Consider the following 20,083-nt stretch of genomic DNA (forward strand, 5'->3'; position numbering starts at 1 on the left):
TTATTCATCTGGCTCTAAACATCCCGGAGCACGAGGCAGAGCCTCGCAAAAAACCTAAGCGGTCAAAAACCCCTTTCCAAACCGAATGAATCAAGCTAAGGACGCGGCTTCACGCGGGCATACAGCCTTGGAGGATGCCCGCCCTAACATTGGAGAATTATCATGGCTGGAGAGATTCCTGATCTCGTAGCTCTGGAACGGACGGGGACAGGCAAGGGCGCCGCTCGTCAGGCACGCCGCGACGGCATGGTTCCGGGCATTGTGTTTGGTGGCGACAAAGACCCGCTGCCGATCCAGATCCCGTTCAACGTTCTGTTCAAGCGTCTGAAAGCGGGTCGGTTCAAGTCGACCCTTTGGAACCTGAAGGTCGAAGGCCACGAAGACGTCCGCGTCATCTGCCGTGACGTTCAGCGTGACGTCGTCAAAGACCTGCCGACCCACCTGGACCTGATGCGCCTGCGCCGGACCACCAAGATCGCACTGTTCATTCCCGTTGAGTTCATCAACGAAGAAGCAGCCCCCGGCATCAAGAAGGGCGGCGTTCTGACCGTTGTCCGCCCCGAGGTCGAACTGATGTGCACCGCCGGCGATATCCCCGAGAAGATCACCGTTGATCTGACCGGTATGGAAATCAACGACGTTGTCACCATCTCGTCCGTTGACCTGCCCGGCGGCACCAAGCCGACCATTGATCGTGACTTCGTGATCGCCAACGTCTCGGCCCCCACCGGCCTGTCGTCCAGTGACGATGAAGAAGGTGAAGAGGGTGAAGTCGCTGCCGATGAAGTTGAAGTCATCGGTCAGGACGAAGCTGAAGAATAAGTTCGGACTGCATCCGGATTGGGAAACGGGGTTCCAACGGAGCCCCGTTTTTCTTTTCCCGCCTTCGGGCTGGAATTTTCGGACAAAACCGTGCAATCACGGCGCAACGCGACGCAAAGGCTGGACGATGAAACTGTTTGTCGGATTGGGAAATCCCGGATCGAAATACGCCCGCAACCGGCACAATATCGGCTTCATGGCTGTGGACCGGATTGCCCAAGATCACGGGTTCGGCCCCTGGAAATCCAAGTTTCAGGCAGAGATTGCCGAGGGCCGTCTGGGCAGCGACAAGGTCCTGCTGATCAAACCGCAGACCTTCATGAACCGATCCGGCCAGTCCGTGGGTGAGGCGATGCGATTTTACAAGCTGGACTCCACCGACGTCACGGTGTTTCACGACGAACTGGACCTCGCCCCCGGCAAGGTGCGGGTCAAGGCGGGTGGCGGTCATGCGGGGCATAACGGGTTGCGGTCGATCCATGACCATATCAGCCCGGCCTATGATCGCGTCCGGCTGGGGATCGGGCATCCGGGTCGGAAAGAAATGGTTTCGCCCTATGTATTAAGCGACTTTGCCAAAGCCGATGCAGACTGGCTGGACGATGTGCTGCGCGGCGTGTCTGACGGGGCCGCCTATCTGGCCGACGGCGATGGCGGCAAGTTCATGAATGCGGTCGCCCTGCGCACCGCCCCGCCGAGATCGTCCAAAACACCGGCGAAACCGGACCCTCAGGCTCAACCAGCCCAGGAACAGGCAGACTCGGCCCCGGACAGCCGGTCAGCCATGCAAAAGCTGCTGGACAAGTTCAAATAGGTCAAAACCTGCGCTTCCGTAACGTTGCAATTGCGGTTTCCGGACCCGCGCGCCAATCTTCCTGCGAGGGAGGCATTGCATGAGAACAATGTTCAAGTGGCTGCTGCGCATCGTTCTTGCGCTGGTGCTGGCTGCCGTTGTGGTCGGCGTCTGGAAACGCGAAGAGATTCAGCGGTTGATGGCCGTGAACTCGCTGTTTGCGCCTGACAAGATCGTCAACAATTTCTCGCATATGGACGATGCCTTCCTGACGGTCACCCTGCCGCGCGGGGATGGACCCACGTAGGAATTGCCCTATGGCCCCGGCTTTGACTTGCCGGATGGTGCCGATTCATGGATTGACGAGCGTGCCGTGACCTCTCTGCTGGTGCTTCAGGATGGCGAGATCCGGTTCGAAGAATATTACCTCGGCACCGGCCCCGATGACCGGCGGATTTCCTGGTCTGTCGCCAAGAGCTATCTGTCGGCCCTGTTCGGCATCCTGATGGAGGACGGCGCGATTGCGTCCCTGGACGACCCGGTCGTGCAATATGCCCCGGAACTGAAGGGCACCGCCTATGACACAGCCACACTCCGCAACGTGCTGAACATGGCCAGCGGCGTGACCTTTGACGAGGATTATCTGGACTATAACTCGGACATCAATCGCATGGGTCGCGTTGTCGCGCTGGGTGGCGAACTGGATGATTTCGCCGCATCGCTGCGAGAAACTTTCGCGCCACCGGGAGAGGTCTGGCAATACGTGTCCATCGATACTCATGTGCTCAGCATGGTGATCCGGGATGCGACCGGGCGTAGCATGGCCGATCTGCTGACCGAAAAGATCATAGAACCGCTGGGGCTGGAGCAGGACGGGTACTATATCACCGACGGCGCGGGCGTTGCCTTTGTGCTGGGCGGCCTGAACTTCACCACCCGCGACTTCGCGCGGTTCGGGCAGATGATCCTGCAGAACGGCACGCGGGATGGGCAGCAGATCGTACCGGCAGACTGGATTACCGAATCCACCTGGCCCAGCGCCCCGACCGAACCCGGAGAAATCGGATATGGCTATCAATGGTATGTGCCGGTCGGCGCGCATGAGGGCGAGTTTCTGGCCCGCGGAATCTACGGCCAGCATATCTATTTCGATCAGGCGCGCGGCGTTCTGGTCGTGACCACGGGCGCTGACCGGCAGTTTCGTGACCCCGGAATCCGCGAGCTGAACATCGAAATGTTCCGCAAAATCGCGCAAAGCCTGTAAAGTGCCCTTATGCAAAAGCAAGACAGCATCAATGTTCTGGGCGGCGTTCTGGCCCCCTGCTCGCGCGATCCGCTGACCGGGTTCTTCCGGGACGGGGCCTGCAATACCTGCCCCGAAGATCAGGGCAGCCACACCGTCTGCGCGGTCATGACGGCCGAGTTTCTGGCGTATTCGAAATATGTTGGAAACGACCTGAGCACCCCACGCCCCGAGTTCGACTTTCCCGGCCTGAAACCCGGCGACAGCTGGTGCCTGTGTGCGGCCCGGTTTCTGCAGGCCCATGACGAAGGCTGCGCCCCAAAGGTGCATCTGGAGGCCACGCATCAACGCGCGCTAGAAATCGTTCCGCTAAAGCTGTTGCGCCAGCACGCGGCGGAAGGCTGAGTCTGCGCGGATCAAAAGGCCATCTGCCAGGTCAGGCTGACCGAATAGCTTTCAAAGCCGCTTTCGCCGATGCCGTCATAGAACAGATCAGCCGCCAGAGAACTGGTGTTTTCCAACCGATAGTCAAAGCCCAGATCGACGCGCCCACGGGCGGTGTCGCCGATAGGGGCGACGCCCGGTGCGGTTCCTGTGCCCGATGTACTGCTCCAGATCCCCGACAGACCGCCGGTCAGCTGCATCTGCCCGCGTTTCACGGCAATCGGATGGCTGAAATCCATGCCGAGACGGGCGGTGGTCAGGCTGAAATCCTGCTGCGGGATCAGATTCCCGAGGCTGTCCGTGTAAGCCTCCTGATCATCGCTGGCGTAGCTGACATCGAGCAGCGGCATCAGCGTCAGATCGCCCTGCTGCAACTCGCCGGTCACGCGGGACTGAATCAGCCAGCGGTCACTGTCGAAACTGTCCTCATACGTGCCAAAGGGCGAAATGTCGTTGTCGGCCTGCCCGTACAGCACGCGGCCTTCGAAAAACACCGGCTGGCTGGGAAGTTTGGCAACCACGTAAGGCCCGACCAGCCAGCCCGTTCCGTCCACGCTGGCTGCGCCGTTATCCGTTTCCGCATAATCGATCTGCAACATCGCGCCGATCAGCAGGTTCTGGTTTATGCGCCGGTGTGTGCCCAAAACCGCAAGCGCGTAGGAGGTATCGAAATCGTCCTGCGAGCTCCAGTTACCCGTCAGGTTGAACCACACAGGGAATGAAGGATCGCTGGCAAAATTCAGATACCCCGCCCCTTGCGTCACCGTGGATTCGAACGCGCCGGTGCCCGAGTTCTGCAGGAACCGTGTTAGTTCGGGCTGGTTCGTGACAAGGCTGTTGGCCCGGGCGTTCTGAAAGGCCTGGATCAGTTGCTGCGTGTTCACCACCGCCTGCACCGTGCTGACCGTATTGGACGCGAGGTTTGTATTGCCGGCGGCATCGGTGAAAACACCCGCCGGAACAAAAAGTTCGATGGTTCCGTTGTTCTGAGGCGTCAGCGTCGCCACATAATTCGACCCCGATCCGGACAGGATGGCCGTGGCATTGGTGACCGAAAGATCGCTTGCGGTGAAATCCGTGCTGGGTTCACTCAGGGTGATCGTCGCCTCAAACGTCCTGCTTCCGGTCGCTGTCAATGGCCCGATCGTCGCCGTGGGCTGCGTTGTGTCCACGATGACCCGGGTGTTGATGAACTGCGTGCTCGCGACCCCGGACAACGCGAATTCATACTGGAACAGCGGTCCGCCGACCGTTTCGCGCGCGGTGAAAACGATGCCGATGTAATCGTCCGCCGCATAGGTGGAATCCGCGCCGTTCTGGCTGATAATCGTCGGGTCCAGATAGCCAAGGCTGGTCAAAACCGCCGGAGTTACCGCAGCGCCCGGCGTGCTCGCATTGCTGAAATAGAACGACCCGCCCGGAAACGCACCGGGAGAGCCCAGTGAAATAAACGCGGTCGAGATGCCCGCGTTGTTGCTGACCGCCGCAGGTCCGCCGCTGGGCGTCGAAATAGGTGTGAAGGGGATAAAGCCATCAAGGGCCGAAGCCTCTTTGCTGCTGCCCATCAGACCGGCAGCAACCACACAGAAAAGGTACAAAACCCTGCGCATAACGGACCAAACCATTCATACCTCCTACTGCACCGATCAGATGCGACACGTCAGGGCGCTCCGACTGCGCGGCCCCCGAAACAGCAACACCTTGCGTTCCCCTAAAATGGAAACTCCCCTGATCCGGCTGGTGAGAACAGCCGGTTAACGGAACGTTAATAAAATTCCAAAGCGCTGTATAGAAGGGCGTGTGATTCAACCGGTGGGTGCAGTTTGATCGCCGCAGTACCGGCGTTGGTCAGACAGGTGCAAGCTGGCGCGATACTGCCAAGTTTTTAAGGCTCGAACCGCCTGAAACAGCGCACTACCGACCGCGCCAAAGGGGTGTCTGTGCAACCCGGAACACCAAGTTTCGACCGCGATTAAGCGCTTTATCGCAACAGTCCGCCTAAAAAGCCGTCACTGAGCACTCAAAGGAAACCCAAGCTCAGATTGCGAAAAAGGCGGCAGCCGATTCCTCGGGCTGCCGCCTGCACCTTACCTGGTACCGATGCCCTCGGGTCAGTCGATCACGCGACCCTCGGTATCGGACATGTCAAAGTTCAGATACTTCGCAACCGTCTGCACGTCCTTGTCGCCCCGCCCGCACATGTTCATGCAGATCAGGTGATCCTTCGGCAGGTCGGGCGCGATTTTCATGACATGCGCCAGCGCATGGCAGGGTTCCAGCGCCGGGATGATGCCTTCGGTGGCACAGCACAGCTGGAACGCCTCGAGTGCCTCTTTGTCTGTGATCGAGACATACTGGGCGCGGCCAACGTCGTTCAGCCAGGAATGCTCCGGCCCGATGCCGGGATAGTCCAGCCCGGCGGAAATCGAATAGCCTTCGAGGATCTGCCCGTCGTCATCCTGCAGCAGGTAGGTGCGGTTGCCATGCAGCACGCCGGGACGGCCACCGGTCAGTGAGGCGCAATGTTCCATCTTCTCGTTCACGCCCTTGCCGCCAGCCTCAACGCCGATGATGTTGACCGATTTGTCGTCGAGGAACGGGTAGAACAGGCCCATGGCGTTCGAGCCGCCGCCGATAGCCGCGATTATCGTGTCGGGCAGACGTCCTTCGGCCTTGTGCATCTGCTCCTTGGCTTCCTTGCCGATGATCGACTGGAAGTCGCGCACCATCGCCGGATACGGGTGCGGACCAGCCACGGTACCGATGCAGTAGAACGTGTCGCGTACGTTGGTCACCCAGTCACGCAGCGCGTCGTTCATGGCGTCTTTCAACGTGCCACGGCCGCTCGTTACCGGGATCACCTCGGCCCCCAGCAGGCGCATACGGAACACGTTGGGCGCCTGACGCTGCACGTCATGCGCGCCCATATAGACCACGCATTTCAGGCCGAACTTGGCACAGACGGTGGCTGTGGCCACGCCGTGCTGACCTGCTCCGGTCTCGGCAATGATGCGGGTCTTGCCCATGCGCCGCGCCAGAATGATCTGTCCCAGCACGTTGTTGATCTTATGCGCGCCGGTGTGGTTCAGTTCATCGCGTTTCAGATAGATTTTCGCGCCGCCCAGGTGCTCGGTCAGGCGTTCGGCGTAATACAGCGGCGAGGGGCGGCCCACGTAATTCGCCCACAGATCGTCCATCTCGGCCCAGAAGGTGGGATCGTCCTTGGCCTTCTCATATTCCTCTTCCAGCGACAGGATCAGCGGCATCAGCGTTTCGCTGACAAAGCGCCCGCCGAAGATGCCGAAACGGCCCTGTTCGTCAGGGCCGGACATGAAGGAATTGAAAAGATCGTTGGCCATGGGTGTCTCCCTCGTCGTACCCGTTGTTCATAGGAGGTGGCGCGCGGATTTGCCATGGCAAAACGCATCACTCGGCGGCCTGAGTTTGCAGCCGCCACATATTCAACGCCTGCTGCGTAGTCGGGATGCCAACGCAGGAAAAGTGACAGAACCGGTTGATATACGCCAAACGCGACGAGGCCTGGACCACACGCCGATGCGGGCCGGACTGGGCAAAGGTCAGCATCGCCTCGGCGTCCTGCCAGACGGAGAGGGAAAAATACAGGCCGTCATGCGGGAAGACGCTGGCGTGATGGCACAGCGGGTCGCCGCGGGCCTGTCGCAAGGCCTGCCCGGCGCGCCAGAAAAATTCCGGCGCATAATACCAGTGTTTCAGAGAAACGCCGCCAATTGCCGCCAGCATGGTCCATCCCCTTTATCGGGGATACGCTGTGCGGACCGGATCAGATCACCGAAGCGCGTCTGCAAAACCGTGGATGAGCGCGGCATCCTTGACGCCCGGCGCACATTCCACGCCCGAAGAAACATCGACCTGCCGCGCGCCGGTCATCCGCACAGCCTCGGCAACGTTTTCAGGGGTAAGCCCACCGGCCAGCATCCACGGACGCCGCCAGTATTTCCGCCCGGCCAGCAGCCGCCAGTCAAAGGCCAGCCCGTTGCCGCCCGGCAATTCGGAATTGCGGGGCGGTTTGGCGTCGATCAGCAACTGATCGGCGGTTTCAGAATAAAGATCGATGGCGGCCAGATCCTCGGCCTCGGCGACGCCGATGGCCTTCATCACCGGCAGGCCGAACCTGTCGCGAACCTCCGCCACACGATCGGGGCTTTCTTGGCCATGAAGCTGCAACATGTCCAGCGGGACGGCGGACAGGATGCGATCCAATTCTTCGTCCGTTGCATTCACGGTCAGCGCCACCTTGGCGATGCCGGCGGGCACAAGGTGGGCGAGTTCCGATGCGGCCGCAACCTCAAGATGCCGGGGCGATTTCGGGAAAAAGACAAAACCGACATAGCCTGCCCCCGCCTCGGCGGCAGCGCGCACATGTTCTGCGGCGGTCAGGCCGCAAATCTTGAACCTTGTATCGGACATTGGGGTGCCTTAGCTGGCTTCGTCCAGAATGGCCAGAACTTCGTCTTTGCCTTGGTTCTGCTTTTTCTTGAGCTTCTTGACCTCGCGCTCAAGCTTGCGGACCTCGCCCTTGTTGACGTTGGCATCGCGGCGGTGCTTGTGTTCGCGCAGCCATTCCCACAGGAAGCCGATAACGAGCCCGGCAACAACGCCCCCCAGAACCACCAGAAACAGCGGCAGCGTCGTGTTCAGGTTAAAGCCCAGCAGTTCGGACAGGGCGTCGGGCATCAGTTTCAGCTCGACCGCTTCAAGATTGGCCAGCGAAATCGAAACCAGAACGATCCCGAGGACCGCCAGAAAAGCATATCGAATGTAACGCATCATGACGTCAGGCTTTACCGTTCAATCGGTCCCGAAGCAACTTGCCGGTCTTGAAAAACGGAACACATTTTTCCTCGACCTGCACGGTCTCGCCGGTGCGCGGATTGCGCCCGACACGGGCATCGCGCTTTTTCACCGAAAACGCCCCGAACCCGCGCAGTTCCACCCGGTCACCGCGGGCCATGGCATCCGTGACTTCTTCAAAAACGGTGTTCACGATTCGCTCGACATCGCGCTGATAGAGATGCGGATTTTCGTCGGCGATTTTCTGAATCAGTTCTGAACGAATCATGCGTGATACCCTCCCAGGCGACCGGTGTGACTTGTCTACTGTTCTGACAGTATAGGAAAAAAGCCGGATTGGGGGAACGGAGGTTCTGGGCCGCGAGGGTTCATTTTACGGCAATCTCACGCGAATTTTGCCCGTAACCCGCGTTTCCACACTTAATGCGCGAACGACAGCGCGATTAAGCCGGGTATTTGGAACATATTGATTCGCAACAAAAACGGCCCCGCACTGTTGTGCGAGGCCGAAAAGCTTGGCTGAGTGCGCCCCGGGTTTAGTCGCCCGATTTCAGCGCTGCACCCAGGATATCGCCCAGCGATGCGCCCGAGTCGGAGGAGCCGTACTGTTCCACGGCCTCTTTCTCTTCGGCGATCTCGCGTGCCTTGATCGACAGGCCCAGACGGCGGGTCTTGCTGTCGACATTGGTGACGCGGACGTCGACCTTGTCACCGGTCGAGAAACGCTCGGGGCGCTGTTCGGCACGGTCACGGCTCAGGTCCGAACGACGGATGAACGACTTCATGCCTTCGTACTCGACCTCGATGCCGCCATCTTCGATTGCGGTCACTTCGACGGTGATGACCGAACCACGTTTCACGCCGCCCACGGCTTCGGCGAACTTGTCACCGCCCAGGGCTTTGATCGACAGCGAGATACGCTCTTTTTCCACGTCCACTTCCGAGACAACCGCCTGAACGACGTCGCCTTTGCGGTAGTTCTGGATCGCATCTTCGCCACGCTCGTCCCAGGACAGGTCGGACAGGTGAACCATGCCGTCGATGTCGCCGTCGAGGCCAATGAACAGACCGAATTCGGTGATGTTCTTGACTTCGCCCTCGACCTCGGTGCCCTCGGGGTGGGTTTCTGCAAACACTTCCCACGGGTTGCGCATGGTCTGCTTCAGGCCCAGAGACACGCGACGCTTGGCGCCGTCGATTTCCAGAACCATGACGTCGACTTCCTGGCTGGTCGAAACGATCTTGCCGGGGTGGACGTTTTTCTTGGTCCAGGACATCTCGGACACGTGCACCAGACCTTCGACACCGGCTTCCAGCTCGACGAACGCGCCGTAGTCGGTGATGTTGGTGACGCGACCCTGATGGACCGAGCCCAGCGGGTATTTCGCAGCAACCAGATCCCACGGATCTTCCTGCAGCTGCTTCATGCCCAGGCTGATGCGGTGGGTTTCCTTGTTGATCTTGATGACCTGAACCTTGATGGTTTCGCCGATCGTCAGGATCTCGGATGGGTGGTTCACACGGCGCCATGCCATGTCGGTGACGTGCAGCAGGCCGTCAACGCCGCCCAGGTCAACAAATGCACCGTATTCGGTGATGTTCTTGACGACACCCTCGACGGTCTGACCTTCGGACAGGTTGCCGATAACTTCGGCGCGCTGTTCGGCGCGCGATTCTTCCAGGATTGCGCGGCGCGACACAACGATGTTGCCACGGCGGCGGTCCATTTTCAGGATCTGGAACGGCTGCTTCAGGCCCATCAGCGGGCCAGCGTCGCGCACGGGGCGGACGTCAACCTGCGAGCCGGGCAGGAAAGCTACTGCGCCACCCAGATCGACGGTGAAGCCACCTTTGACGCGGCCAAAGATTGCACCTTCGACGCGCTGGTCGTCGGCATATGCTTTTTCCAGACGGTCCCATGCCTCTTCACGGCGGGCCATCTCACGCGAGATGACGGCTTCGCCACGGGCGTTTTCTGCTGCGCGCAGGTAAACTTCGACCTCGTCACCGACAGTGATTTCAGGGGCTTCGCCGGGATTTGCGAATTCTTTCAGATCAACGCGGCCTTCCATTTTGTAGCCGACGTCGATGATGGCCTGTCCGGCTTCAATCGCCAGAACCTTGCCTTTGACAACAGAACCCTCTTCGGGTGTGTCCATTTCGAAGCTTTCATTCAGGAGGGCTTCGAATTCCTCCATGGATGCGTTAGCCATGTGGCGTTGTTTTCCTTTACATACGTTTTTGCTGGCCGAGCGGTTGTCTCCGCCGGTCTTGTTTCATGGTGCCTGACTGCGTGATCCGGAACGCGCCCGAGCTAACAAACACAAAGGGCCGAGGTGACCCGGCCCTGCTCAGATACGTCATCCGGACGTTGACCGCCCTTGTTCAGACAGCGCGCGTATAGGCGGATTCCCTGGCCGGTGCAAGCAGAAAGCCGGTTTTTAAAGGGGATTGGCATCACCCGACATGTTTCAGCGCGCTTTCGCGGCCCAAACCTGCGCATCCTTCTGCAGCATCGCGCGTTCAATTTCATCGAGCCGCGAAATCGCGGCATCGGGATTGCTGGGGCCACCTGCCCTGCTCCAGACTTTCAGGGCGGATTCCGGGCTCCACGGCAAACAGGCCGAGGCCAGCCAAACCCGCAGGTCGCGGGGCAGCGCATCAAAGGCCCGCATCCTCGACCCGCCGCGACGGCGAGTTTTCATCGACGTTCTGAGGTTCCGCCCGGATGTTCTGCTACGCATGGCGACCCCGGGCCGACATGGGCATGGCCGTTGCTGGCAGCCAAGTGAGTGCGCGGGTTTCGATTTGAATTGCGGGTTTCATTGTATGTTATCTCATAACAAATCAAAACCCGGACACAAGACCCCTTTTTGGCCACCCGTTGGGAAACGCCGGACCACCGCGTTTTGCCGTCGAAATCCGTCAACCCGGGCGCGCTTCGGAAAAATAGTGTAGGCTGGGCCGCATTTGGGGGAAATGACATGACAATTTACCAAAGCCCATTGCCACCTGTTGCATTGACATCAAAGACAATCACCCAACGTGTGTTTGATGGAATCGCGCTGGACAGACCGGTCCTGATCGATGGTCCCACGGGGCGGGAAATGACGGGTGCAGAGTTCGTCTCGGCGGTCAAGCGATTTGCGGGCGGCTTGGCCGCACAGGGGTTCGGGCCCGGCTGCCGCATCGCCCTGATGGCTCCGAACATGCCGGAATATGCCGTTGTTTTTCACGGGATCTGCTGGGCCGGTGGCACCATCACTACGATCAATCCCACCTACACCGCGCCCGAAGTGACCCAGCAACTGACAGATGCCGATGCGGAACTGCTGGTCACGATCGCACCGTTTTACGATCTGGCCACGGCAGCGGTACAGGGCACCAAAGTCCGGCAGATCGTCGTGATCGGCGACGCGCCCGAAGGGGCGGCGGCACTGGCCGATTTCATGGGTCCGCCGCAAGAGGATCAGGTGCCGGTCGATATCGAAAACCACATCGCCGTCCTGCCCTATTCCTCGGGCACAACCGGCCTGCCCAAGGGCGTCATGCTGACCCATCGCAATCTGGTGGCGAATACGGATCAGGTGATGGGGTACGCAGCGCTGGAACCGCATGAAACCACCGTTGCGTTCCTGCCGTTCTTTCACATCTTCGGGCTGCAGGTCGTGATGAACCTGTATCTGGCCGCCGGGGGCTGTGTTGTGACCATCCCGCGCTTTGATCTGGAGATGTATCTGGACCTGTGCAGCCGCTACAAAACCCCCAAGCTGTGGGTCGTGCCGCCGGTTGCGCTGGCGCTGGCCAAACATCCGCTGGTGGATAAGTTCGATCTGAGCGCGACAAAGCAATTGCTGAGCGGCGCGGCGCCCATGGGCGGCGACATCTCGGATGCCGTGGCCGAACGGCTGAACCTGCGCGCGGTGCAAGGCTACGGGATGACCGAGCTTGCCCCGGTCAGCCATCTGACCCCGCCCCATGCGGACAAAAGCGGATCGTCCGGTGTCACCGCGCCAAGCACGGAATGCCGGATCGTCAACCCTGAAACCTTGGAAGACGTAGCCGTCGGGGAAGAAGGTGAACTATGGGTGCGCGGCCCGCAGACCATGAAGGGTTATCTGAACAATCCCGAAGCCACGGCGGAAACCCTGCTTCCCGATGGCTGGCTGCGCACCGGTGATATCGCCCGGATCGATGCCGACGGGTTCATGTTCATCACCGACCGGCTGAAAGAACTGATCAAATACAAGGCCTTTCAGGTCGCCCCTGCCGAGTTGGAGGCGCAGCTTGTGACTCACCCGGCCATCTCGGACGCCGCAGTGGTCGGCAAACCCGACCCCGAGGCCGGAGAGTTGCCGATGGCCTTTGTCGTCCCCACCCCGGATCAGGAACTGCCGCCTCTTGAGGATTTGCAGGGCTTTCTGGCCGAGCGTCTGGCCCATTACAAACAGGTCCACGTTGTCGAGGTTGTTGACGAAATCCCCAAATCCCCGTCGGGCAAAATCCTCAGACGGTTCCTGCGGGACAGGCTGGCGTCCGGATAGGCACCAGGCTTGGGTGTACGTCAACGTCCCCGGTCAAAGCGTGCTGCGGTTCGGTGCTGTTTCCTGCGCCGAACCGCTGTGTCTGAGCCCGTTCAAAACACGCCCCGCACAAAGCGCAGGGAACTCTAGAACAGCTGCAAATCCTTCTTGCCGCTTTCGATTTCGGCAAAGTTGGGCATGTTCTGGATCTCCACCGGCTCCGGTTTCACGCCCGGCATGGCGACTGTCGGTTTCGCCGCCGTCGCCATGACGAAAGCCGGTTGTTTCAACTCGCCCCGGATATCGCGCAGCAGCGTTTTGTGATCCGGCATCGCTTGGACGATCTGCGCAAGATCCGCTTTCGCGTGCTTCATCCCCTGCGCCCAGATTGCTTTCTTGAGCGGCCGCAGGCGATCGCGAATACCGGTCCCGTACCCTGTGTCATAGGACTGCTTGCCCAACAGAACCGTCTGATATACGCGGTGGTCGAACAGGGTTGCGAACTCGACATCATGCTGCATCGGCAGGCGGTGCTGCCACAGTTCCAGGTTCTCGGCCAACCGGTCCGGTATCTTCATCTGGGTGCGCGCGTCGATCCAATACGGGTCATCCGTGCGGTTGCCCAGCCGGTAGTGCAAACAGATGAATTCGAGCACCTCGTTATAGAGCTTGTCCATCTGCCGGTTATATCTGTCCCGCAGCGACGGCTCGATGTCTTTGGTGGGCAGGTGCTCGGCAAACCAGCGCACCGCGTGATCCACCATGTGGATCGCCGTACTTTCCAGCGGTTCAATGAACCCGCCGGACAGACCGATCGCCACGCAGTTCTTGACCCAGGCATTGCGCACACGCCCGACGCGCATCGGAATTACGCGCGGCGTTGCACCCTTGCCGCTTTCGCCCAGCCACTCAAGATATTCATCCGCCGCCTGATCATTCGTGCGATGGGCCGAGGAATACACATAGCCGGTCCCCACACGATTGTAGAGCGGCACCCGCCATGTCCAACCTGCGCCAAGCGCGGTGGACCGTGTCAGGCTTTCGATCTTTCGCGGATTGGGATGCTCGATCTGCAACGCCATGGCGCGGTCGTTGGGCAGGTAATCCGAGTAGTCCAAAAACGGCTCACCCAGCGCCTGATTGATGATCAACCCACGGAAGCCGGTGCAATCCACCACCATTTCGATGTCATGGCGGCCGGCACGCTCCAACATCAGATGGCTGACATTGCCCTGTTCGTCCAGTTCGACCGCCTGCACCTCATCCCGGATATGCTCGACACCGCGCCCGGTGCAGACCTTGGTGAGCATGCCCGCAAACTTCACCGCGTCCAGATGATACGCATAGCCAAATCGCTGTTCGAATTCGGGCTGACCCAACTGCCGCGCGCCCTTGCACATACGGCCCAGATGATCGTGTGGTGAGATGGATTGGGTGAAATCCCGATCCCCGTTGCCGAAGCGCAGGAAAAACTCGGCGGCCTCCAGCCCCTCGACCATCTGGCCGTGGGCAAAGGGGTTCACATAATCGATGCGATTGCCCTTGGCGTCCTTGTTCCAGTTGCAGAACTTCACCCCAAGTTTGAACGAGGCGTTGGTCTCGCGGAAAAAGTCCCGCTCGGAAATGCCTGCCTGACGGATCGTGACCGGCATACGCGGCACGGTGGCCTCGCCCACACCCACGGTGGCGATATTGGGGCTTTCGATCAGGCAGATTTGCGGGCGGTCATTGGGCCCTGACGTTCGGGAAAACACCATGTCCAGGATCAGCGCGGTCATCCATCCAGCCGTGCCGCCACCAACGATGGTGATTTTGCTCAAACGATTACTCATGTGGTTCTGTCCCTGTTGGCTTGTGGGATTTTGCAGCTGCCTCCGCCTTTTCAGGGCTTGTGTCGCAGCTATCCCTTTTTTGCTTGCGGGGGACTATAACAGCTTTCCCGCGTCCAGCCAGAGCTTATGACGCCGCGGCATGCATCCGCATTTGTTGCGGGCTTGGCGCTTGCAAAAGACAAGCCAAGCGCCGTTTGCGGGCGAGGGTCAGATTTCTTCGCCCTTCTTCAGAAGTTCCTCGATCAGTTCGCGCTGCAGGTCCGTGCTGTCGCCCCCACCGAACTCTGCCGCGCCGCCGGAATAAAGCGTGCCGTAGGTCTTGGTGATGTTCACTGTCTGCGCCAGCCCCGAGATCAGTTGCTCCTTGTCCAGCCGGGACAGCGGGTGGATGAACGCAGCCCACACGGTGCCATTTGCGATCGCGTAACGCGCGTCCAGGGTGCTGTCGAAATTCGCCTGCATCATCCGGCGCATTTCGTCGGCGGTCAGGTCCTCGGAACTGCGGATCGGCACCATGGCCCGCATACGGTCCGCATTTGCGTCGGCAATGACCAGAACGGGAATGTCCGCGACCGTCATTTCAAACCCCGGCCCGCGGGGCTGGGCCTCGGGGTCGAGGGCGAAGATGATCTTGCCCAGACGCTCATACGTCATCGGAGGTTCAGCCTCCGGGGCCTCCTGCGCGGCCAGACCACCGGCCAGAAAAATCAGGAAAAAGGCTAGTCGGATCATGGCGTCGCTCCTGCAGGTTGCCCGTTTACCATAGGCGTCACGCTGCCCACTGGCTAAACAAAGCTTGGTGAGGCGTATTTCCAGAAAAGACGGAATTTCGAACGATCTGCAACATTTGCCGATGTTCCTGCGATAGCCCGTTCAGAACCGTCCCCCTAGCTTTGTTTCACCGGCTGGCAACCTGCCCGCCCGGAACCCGAACACGGAAGGAAACGCAATGAAATCTCTGGTCCTGACCACCCTGATCGCAACCTTGCCCCTGATCGCAGCCCCGGCTTTTGCGGCGGACGAAATCAACGTCTCAAACGGGATCTCTGCCGCCGGTGCGCCGCTGGCGGCCCATGGCGTCGATCTGGTGGCGCTGGTCACAAACGGCAACCCGGTCGAAGGCTTTGCCAACCACTCAGCCACCTATGACGGCGCTTCGTACTACTTCACCAGCGCCGAAAACCGCGAGGCGTTCGAGGCCAACCCCGCCGCCTATCTGCCCCAGCATGGCGGGTTCTGTTCCTTTGGCGTGTCGGTCGGCAAGAAGTTCGACGGCGACCCGGATCAATACCTGATCGCGGACGGCAAGCTGTATCTGTTCCTGAACGGCGAAACCCGCGCGGCCTTCCTGAAGGATGTCACCGGCACCGCGAAAACCGCCGACGACCAGTGGGCCAACATTAAGAGCATTGCCGTCGGCGAGTTGTAATCGCCTTACGAAACACCCGCGGCGTCACGGCGTCGCGGGTTTTGCTTTTTCGATGATCTCAATCGCCGTGGCCAGCGCCGCTTCGATGCTCAGGTCCGACGTATCCAGCAGCACGGCATCCTCTGCTGGTTTCATCGGCGCAGTGCTGCGTTGGGCATCGCGGGCATCGCGCTCGCGCACATCTGCCAGCACCTGATCGCGGCTCACATCTGCGCCCTTAGCGCTGAGTTCCAGAAACCGCCGTTCCGCCCGAACCTCGGCGCTGGCGGTGACAAACAGCTTCACCTCGGCCCCCGGGCAGATCACGGTGCCGATGTCGCGCCCATCCAGAACGGCCCCGCCTTCCCGCCTTGCAAAAGCGCGCTGAAAATCGACCAGCGCCGCGCGCACCTCGGGGATAACGGCAACCCGAGACGCTGCCTGAGCGATCTCGGCCGTGCGCAGGTCGCCTTGTTCCAGTTCTTCGGGCGTCAGGGACTGCGCCGCCTCAACCGCATCAACCCCGTTCAGCGTCCGCCGCCCGACCGCTCGATAGAGCAGCCCAGTGTCCAGATGGGCAAAGCCAAAATGCGCGGCAACACCTTTTGAAATCGTCCCTTTGCCCGCCGCAGCCGGACCGTCAATGGCGACCGTAAAGCTCACGTGCGTTCGACCTTTGCGCCCAGCGACGCCATCAGGGGCTCGAAGATCGGGAAAGAGGTCGCAATCGGACCGCCGTCATCGACCGAGACCGGGGTTTTCGCACCCATGCCCATCACCATGAACGACATGGCGATGCGGTGATCCAGAAAGCTTTCACAGGTTCCGCCGCCGGGAACCCCGCCGATGCCAAGGCCATTGACCGACCACCAGTCTTCGCCTTCATCCACGCTCACACCATTCGCGCGCAGCCCGCGCGCCATCGCGTCGATCCGGTCGCTTTCCTTGACGCGCAGCTCTTTCACGCCGCCCATCATCGTCGTGCCTGTGGCATTGGCTGCAACCACCGACAAAACCGGATATTCGTCGATCATCGAAGCGGCGCGGTCCGGCGGCACGGTGATGCCCTTCATATCGGGCGAATACTTGGCACGCAGGTCGGCCACCGGTTCACCGCCCTCTTCGCGTTCGTTTTCATAGGTCAGGTCGGCCCCCATCTCGCGCAGCGTGGCAAACAGCCCCGCGCGGGTCGGGTTCAGGCCGATGCCGGGCACCAGCACGTCCGAACCGGGCGTGATCAGCGCCGCACAGACCGGGAAGGCCGCGCTGGACGGGTCGCGCGGAACGGCAATCACCTGCGGTTTCAACTCGGGCTGACCGGTCAGAGTGATCACGCGGCCCTCATCGGTGTCCTCAACCGTGATTTCGGCGCCGAAACCGACCAGCATCCGCTCGGAATGATCGCGGGTCGCCTCTTTTTCAACAACAACGGTCTGGCCCGGCGCATTCAGACCGGCGAGCAGCACGGCAGATTTCACTTGCGCCGAGGGCACCGGAACCACGTAGCGCACCGGAACCGGGTCCGCCGCGCCGACGATGGTCATCGGCAGCCGCCCGCCCTCGCGGCCCACCGCTTGCGCCCCGAACAGCGCCAATGGATCGGTCACGCGCGCCATCGGGCGCTTGTTCAGACTGGCATCGCCGGTGAAGGTCGCTGTGATCGGGCTGGTCGCCATTGCGCCCATGATCAGCCGCACGCCAGTGCCCGAGTTGCCACAGTCGATGACCTGATCGGGCTCGGCAAAGCCGCCGACGCCGACGCCAAGCACCGTCCATTCCCCGCCACCGTGATCGGTGACTTCGGCCCCAAAGGCGCGCATGGCTTTGGCGGTGTCCAAGACATCCTCACCTTCCAACAGGCCCGAGATTTTCGTCTCACCCACCGCCATCGCGCCCAGAATCAGCGACCGGTGCGAGATCGACTTGTCCCCCGGCACCTCGGCCGCGCCGGTCAGCGGGCCGCAAGGATGCGAGGTCATCGGGATGGGCGTGCCGTGTCCGGACATGAGGGCTCCTGTTTTCGCTATCAGTTCAGGGCGGATTAGCGAATTGGGGCCGGTTGGTCCAGCCGCAATCAGCCGGTGCGGCGGAAGGTCAGGTAGTGTGGCCTGCGCCCTTCGCGCAGCGCCTTCTGTTCGTAGCGGGTGGAAATCCAATCCTCCCACGGCTCGCGCCAATCGGCGGGGCGCTCTGCCAGCCATTCAAAGCCCGTGCGTGGAACCTCTTCCAGCGTCTGGCGGACATAGTCGGGAATATCGGTGGCTATCCGGAAAATCGAACCCGGTTTCAGGACCCGTGCCAGAGGCTCCAGATGTTCCGGGGTCACAAACCGGCGGCGGTGGTGCCGCTTTTTGGGCCAGGGATCAGGGTAAAGCAGAAAGGCGCGCGAGATGCTGGCATCCGGCAGAACATCAAACAGATCCCGCGCGTCGCCGGGGTGCACGGCCAGATTCTCAACCCCTGCCCGGCGAATTTTGCCCAGAAGCATGGCAACGCCGTTGATATAAGGTTCCGCCCCGATGATGCCAATGTCAGGGTTGCTTTCGGCCTGATGTACCAGATGCTCGCCACCGCCAAAGCCGACCTCAAGCCAAACGGGCTTGCCGCCGAACAGACCGTTCAGATCAAGCGGCATACGTTCGGGGTTGGCGTCCCAATCGACATCACCGGGCGACAGCGCGGCGAGGTCTTCGTCCAGATAGGTCTTCTGGCTCTGTTTCAGGGTCTTTCCCTTGAAACGGCCATAGAAGTTTCTGCGGGGGCGTTGGGGCGTCTGGGTGCTCATGATCGTGCCCATACTGCGCAGTCCGTACAGAAGCAAGAGGACGGCAAAGCCGGTTCACCCGGCGAGCCGCCCCCACAATCTCCGGAATCGGGCGCGCCCGTCAGGGCGCACCTTTGGATCACTCGCGTCAGACCGCCGCTTTCAGCGCATCGATCAGATCGGTGCGTTCCCAGCTAAAGCCACCGTCCGCATCCGGTTCGCGGCCAAAATGGCCATAGGCTGCGGTGCGCTGGTAGATAGGTTTGTTCAGTTGCAGATGCTCGCGAATGCCGCGCGGGGTCAGGTCCATCACCTGACCGACGGCCTTTTCGATGGCTGCATCCGCGACCTGGCCGGTGCCGTGCGTTTCAGCATAGATCGACAATGGCTTGGACACACCAATCGCATAGCTCAGCTGGATGGTGCAGCGTTCCGCCATACCCGCAGCAACCACGTTCTTGGCCAGATAGCGCGCGGCATAGGCCGCCGAGCGGTCCACCTTGGTCGGGTCTTTGCCCGAGAATGCACCGCCGCCATGAGGCGCGGCACCGCCATAGGTGTCCACGATGATCTTGCGCCCGGTCAGGCCGGCATCGCCATCCGGGCCGCCGATCACGAATTTACCGGTCGGGTTCACATGCCATTCCGTCTCAGCCGACAGCCACCCATCGGGCAGAGTTTCCGTGATATAGGGCTCGACGATGGCGCGGATGTCATCCGATGTCAGCGCCTCATCCAGATGCTGGGTCGACAGCACGATCGAGCTGACACCCACCGGCTTGCCATCGCGGTAGATCACCGACAGCTGAGACTTCGCGTCCGGGCCCAAAGCGGGTTCTGTTCCGTTCTTGCGCACCTCGGCCAGACGGCGCAGGATCGCGTGGGAATACTGGATCGGCGCGGGCATCAGCGCAGGCGTCTCGGTGGTCGCGTATCCGAACATGATACCCTGATCACCGGCCCCTTCGTCCTTGTTGTCTGACGCATCCACACCCTGAGCGATATGGGCGGATTGTTCGTGCAGCAGGTTCGTCACCTCGACCGTCTGGTGGTGAAACTTGTCCTGCTCGTACCCGATATCCTTGATGCAGGCGCGCGTGATCTCGTCGATGCGCCCCATGTAATCGTGCAGTTTTTCCTGATCCGACAGGCCGACCTCACCCCCGATCACAACCCGGTCGGTCGTGGCAAAGGTTTCACACGCAACGCGGGCTTCGGGCTCTTCGCTTAGGAATGCGTCAAGTACGGCGTCGGAAATTCGGTCGCAGACCTTATCCGGGTGGCCCTCGGAAACGGATTCCGAAGTAAAAATGTAGTTCTGTCGGGACATAAAAGTGCTCCATTAAGATTTCTCTGCCACGCCAGGAAGCCGTTGTGACAGGCATAGGCCCGGATACGCGCACAGCGGGACAGGGTCAATC

General features: G+C 60.7%; 19 protein-coding genes, 1 pseudogene and 1 riboswitch. Of the genes and pseudogenes, 6 read left to right on the plus strand and 14 right to left on the minus strand.

Annotation, left to right across the window (positions count from 1 at the left end; all coding sequences use genetic code 11):
- Positions 1 to 162: 162 nt before the first annotated feature.
- The 4 genes and pseudogenes from ACR0EZ_RS17140 to ACR0EZ_RS17155 all read left to right on the plus strand — a co-directional run bounded on the left by ACR0EZ_RS17140 (position 163) and on the right by ACR0EZ_RS17155 (position 3,263).
- The gene (locus tag ACR0EZ_RS17140; RefSeq protein WP_480615361.1) at positions 163 to 822 is read left to right on the plus strand and encodes a 50S ribosomal protein L25/general stress protein Ctc; all 660 of its coding nucleotides are present in this window, start codon (positions 163 to 165) and stop codon (positions 820 to 822) included.
- A 127-nt stretch (positions 823 to 949) separates the two neighbouring features.
- On the plus strand, positions 950 to 1,636 hold the full coding sequence (gene pth / locus ACR0EZ_RS17145; RefSeq protein WP_480615363.1) for an aminoacyl-tRNA hydrolase: 687 nt from the start codon (positions 950 to 952) through the stop codon (positions 1,634 to 1,636).
- Between the two features lie 79 nt (positions 1,637 to 1,715).
- Positions 1,716 to 2,879: pseudogene (locus tag ACR0EZ_RS17150) on the plus strand (serine hydrolase domain-containing protein).
- A gap of 9 nt (positions 2,880 to 2,888) precedes the next feature.
- Positions 2,889 to 3,263: a DUF2237 family protein gene (locus ACR0EZ_RS17155; protein WP_480615365.1), complete on the plus strand. Its 375-nt coding sequence runs from the start codon at positions 2,889 to 2,891 to the stop codon at positions 3,261 to 3,263.
- A gap of 11 nt (positions 3,264 to 3,274) precedes the next feature.
- On the opposite strand, the gene ACR0EZ_RS17160 is transcribed toward ACR0EZ_RS17155, so the two are convergent.
- From ACR0EZ_RS17160 to ACR0EZ_RS17195, 8 genes are all read right to left on the minus strand, one after another.
- Positions 3,275 to 4,927 (minus strand): Ig-like domain-containing protein, encoded by a 1,653-nt coding sequence (locus tag ACR0EZ_RS17160; protein ID WP_480615367.1) that lies wholly within the window; start codon positions 4,925 to 4,927, stop codon positions 3,275 to 3,277.
- Positions 4,928 to 5,413: 486 nt separating this feature from the next.
- The gene (gene trpB, locus ACR0EZ_RS17165) at positions 5,414 to 6,661 is read right to left on the minus strand and encodes a tryptophan synthase subunit beta (protein ID WP_480615368.1); all 1,248 of its coding nucleotides are present in this window, start codon (positions 6,659 to 6,661) and stop codon (positions 5,414 to 5,416) included.
- A gap of 67 nt (positions 6,662 to 6,728) precedes the next feature.
- Complete coding sequence (locus ACR0EZ_RS17170; RefSeq protein ID WP_480615370.1) at positions 6,729 to 7,064, minus strand: hypothetical protein; 336 nt, start codon at positions 7,062 to 7,064, stop codon at positions 6,729 to 6,731.
- A 45-nt stretch (positions 7,065 to 7,109) separates the two neighbouring features.
- Positions 7,110 to 7,751 carry a phosphoribosylanthranilate isomerase gene (locus tag ACR0EZ_RS17175; protein ID WP_480615372.1) on the minus strand — a complete coding sequence of 214 codons (642 nt, stop codon included), beginning with the start codon at positions 7,749 to 7,751 and terminating at the stop codon, positions 7,110 to 7,112.
- Positions 7,752 to 7,760: 9 nt separating this feature from the next.
- Positions 7,761 to 8,111, minus strand: coding sequence for a lipopolysaccharide assembly protein LapA domain-containing protein (locus ACR0EZ_RS17180; protein WP_480615374.1), 351 nt, complete (start codon positions 8,109 to 8,111; stop codon positions 7,761 to 7,763).
- A 7-nt stretch (positions 8,112 to 8,118) separates the two neighbouring features.
- The gene (gene ihfB, locus ACR0EZ_RS17185; RefSeq protein WP_050603110.1) at positions 8,119 to 8,403 is read right to left on the minus strand and encodes an integration host factor subunit beta; all 285 of its coding nucleotides are present in this window, start codon (positions 8,401 to 8,403) and stop codon (positions 8,119 to 8,121) included.
- 268 nt (positions 8,404 to 8,671) lie between these two features.
- Positions 8,672 to 10,348, minus strand: a complete 1,677-nt coding sequence (rpsA, locus tag ACR0EZ_RS17190; RefSeq protein ID WP_480615376.1) for a 30S ribosomal protein S1 — start codon at positions 10,346 to 10,348, stop codon at positions 8,672 to 8,674.
- 258 nt (positions 10,349 to 10,606) lie between these two features.
- Entirely contained in the window at positions 10,607 to 10,879 is a 273-nt protein-coding gene (locus tag ACR0EZ_RS17195; protein WP_480615378.1) for a DUF6525 family protein, read from the minus strand.
- Positions 10,880 to 11,182: 303 nt separating this feature from the next.
- On the opposite strand from ACR0EZ_RS17195, the gene ACR0EZ_RS17200 reads away from it, so the two are divergent.
- Positions 11,183 to 12,679: an AMP-binding protein gene (locus ACR0EZ_RS17200; RefSeq protein WP_480615380.1), complete on the plus strand. Its 1,497-nt coding sequence runs from the start codon at positions 11,183 to 11,185 to the stop codon at positions 12,677 to 12,679.
- Between the two features lie 125 nt (positions 12,680 to 12,804).
- Here ACR0EZ_RS17200 and ACR0EZ_RS17205 read toward each other — a convergent pair whose 3' ends face one another.
- Both ACR0EZ_RS17205 and ACR0EZ_RS17210 read right to left on the minus strand, forming a co-directional pair.
- Positions 12,805 to 14,490, minus strand: coding sequence for a tryptophan halogenase family protein (locus ACR0EZ_RS17205; RefSeq protein ID WP_480615381.1), 1,686 nt, complete (start codon positions 14,488 to 14,490; stop codon positions 12,805 to 12,807).
- A gap of 207 nt (positions 14,491 to 14,697) precedes the next feature.
- Positions 14,698 to 15,222: a hypothetical protein gene (locus ACR0EZ_RS17210; protein WP_480615383.1), complete on the minus strand. Its 525-nt coding sequence runs from the start codon at positions 15,220 to 15,222 to the stop codon at positions 14,698 to 14,700.
- Positions 15,223 to 15,439: 217 nt separating this feature from the next.
- On the opposite strand from ACR0EZ_RS17210, the gene ACR0EZ_RS17215 reads away from it, so the two are divergent.
- On the plus strand, positions 15,440 to 15,919 hold the full coding sequence (locus ACR0EZ_RS17215) for a YHS domain-containing (seleno)protein (RefSeq protein WP_480615385.1): 480 nt from the start codon (positions 15,440 to 15,442) through the stop codon (positions 15,917 to 15,919).
- Between the two features lie 24 nt (positions 15,920 to 15,943).
- On the opposite strand, the gene ACR0EZ_RS17220 is transcribed toward ACR0EZ_RS17215, so the two are convergent.
- From ACR0EZ_RS17220 to metK, 4 genes are all read right to left on the minus strand, one after another.
- Positions 15,944 to 16,561 (minus strand): (d)CMP kinase, encoded by a 618-nt coding sequence (locus tag ACR0EZ_RS17220; protein WP_480615387.1) that lies wholly within the window; start codon positions 16,559 to 16,561, stop codon positions 15,944 to 15,946.
- Positions 16,558 to 17,904, minus strand: coding sequence for a 3-phosphoshikimate 1-carboxyvinyltransferase (gene aroA, locus ACR0EZ_RS17225; protein WP_480615389.1), 1,347 nt, complete (start codon positions 17,902 to 17,904; stop codon positions 16,558 to 16,560). The genes ACR0EZ_RS17220 and aroA overlap by 4 nt, the downstream gene beginning before the upstream one ends.
- A gap of 68 nt (positions 17,905 to 17,972) precedes the next feature.
- Complete coding sequence (gene trmB / locus ACR0EZ_RS17230) at positions 17,973 to 18,683, minus strand: tRNA (guanosine(46)-N7)-methyltransferase TrmB (protein ID WP_480615391.1); 711 nt, start codon at positions 18,681 to 18,683, stop codon at positions 17,973 to 17,975.
- A gap of 127 nt (positions 18,684 to 18,810) precedes the next feature.
- Positions 18,811 to 19,992, minus strand: a complete 1,182-nt coding sequence (gene metK, locus ACR0EZ_RS17235; RefSeq protein ID WP_480615393.1) for a methionine adenosyltransferase — start codon at positions 19,990 to 19,992, stop codon at positions 18,811 to 18,813.
- A gap of 5 nt (positions 19,993 to 19,997) precedes the next feature.
- Positions 19,998 to 20,046: riboswitch (SAM-SAH riboswitch) on the minus strand.
- Positions 20,047 to 20,083: the final 37 nt, after the last annotated feature.

It is taken from the genome of Ruegeria sp. AK4, assembly GCF_056541025.1.

Coding starts and splice junctions, on each gene's coding strand:
- ACR0EZ_RS17140 (WP_480615361.1), top strand. CDS start 163: ATGGCTGGAGAGATTCCTGATCTCGTAGCTCTGGAACGGACGGGGACA.
- pth (WP_480615363.1), top strand. CDS start 950: ATGAAACTGTTTGTCGGATTGGGAAATCCCGGATCGAAATACGCCCGC.
- ACR0EZ_RS17155 (WP_480615365.1), top strand. CDS start 2,889: ATGCAAAAGCAAGACAGCATCAATGTTCTGGGCGGCGTTCTGGCCCCC.
- ACR0EZ_RS17160 (WP_480615367.1), bottom strand. CDS start 4,927: ATGGTTTGGTCCGTTATGCGCAGGGTTTTGTACCTTTTCTGTGTGGTT.
- trpB (WP_480615368.1), bottom strand. CDS start 6,661: ATGGCCAACGATCTTTTCAATTCCTTCATGTCCGGCCCTGACGAACAG.
- ACR0EZ_RS17170 (WP_480615370.1), bottom strand. CDS start 7,064: ATGCTGGCGGCAATTGGCGGCGTTTCTCTGAAACACTGGTATTATGCG.
- ACR0EZ_RS17175 (WP_480615372.1), bottom strand. CDS start 7,751: ATGTCCGATACAAGGTTCAAGATTTGCGGCCTGACCGCCGCAGAACAT.
- ACR0EZ_RS17180 (WP_480615374.1), bottom strand. CDS start 8,111: ATGCGTTACATTCGATATGCTTTTCTGGCGGTCCTCGGGATCGTTCTG.
- ihfB (WP_050603110.1), bottom strand. CDS start 8,403: ATGATTCGTTCAGAACTGATTCAGAAAATCGCCGACGAAAATCCGCAT.
- rpsA (WP_480615376.1), bottom strand. CDS start 10,348: ATGGCTAACGCATCCATGGAGGAATTCGAAGCCCTCCTGAATGAAAGC.
- ACR0EZ_RS17195 (WP_480615378.1), bottom strand. CDS start 10,879: ATGCGTAGCAGAACATCCGGGCGGAACCTCAGAACGTCGATGAAAACT.
- ACR0EZ_RS17205 (WP_480615381.1), bottom strand. CDS start 14,490: ATGAGTAATCGTTTGAGCAAAATCACCATCGTTGGTGGCGGCACGGCT.
- ACR0EZ_RS17210 (WP_480615383.1), bottom strand. CDS start 15,222: ATGATCCGACTAGCCTTTTTCCTGATTTTTCTGGCCGGTGGTCTGGCC.
- ACR0EZ_RS17215 (WP_480615385.1), top strand. CDS start 15,440: ATGAAATCTCTGGTCCTGACCACCCTGATCGCAACCTTGCCCCTGATC.
- aroA (WP_480615389.1), bottom strand. CDS start 17,904: ATGTCCGGACACGGCACGCCCATCCCGATGACCTCGCATCCTTGCGGC.
- trmB (WP_480615391.1), bottom strand. CDS start 18,683: ATGAGCACCCAGACGCCCCAACGCCCCCGCAGAAACTTCTATGGCCGT.
- metK (WP_480615393.1), bottom strand. CDS start 19,992: ATGTCCCGACAGAACTACATTTTTACTTCGGAATCCGTTTCCGAGGGC.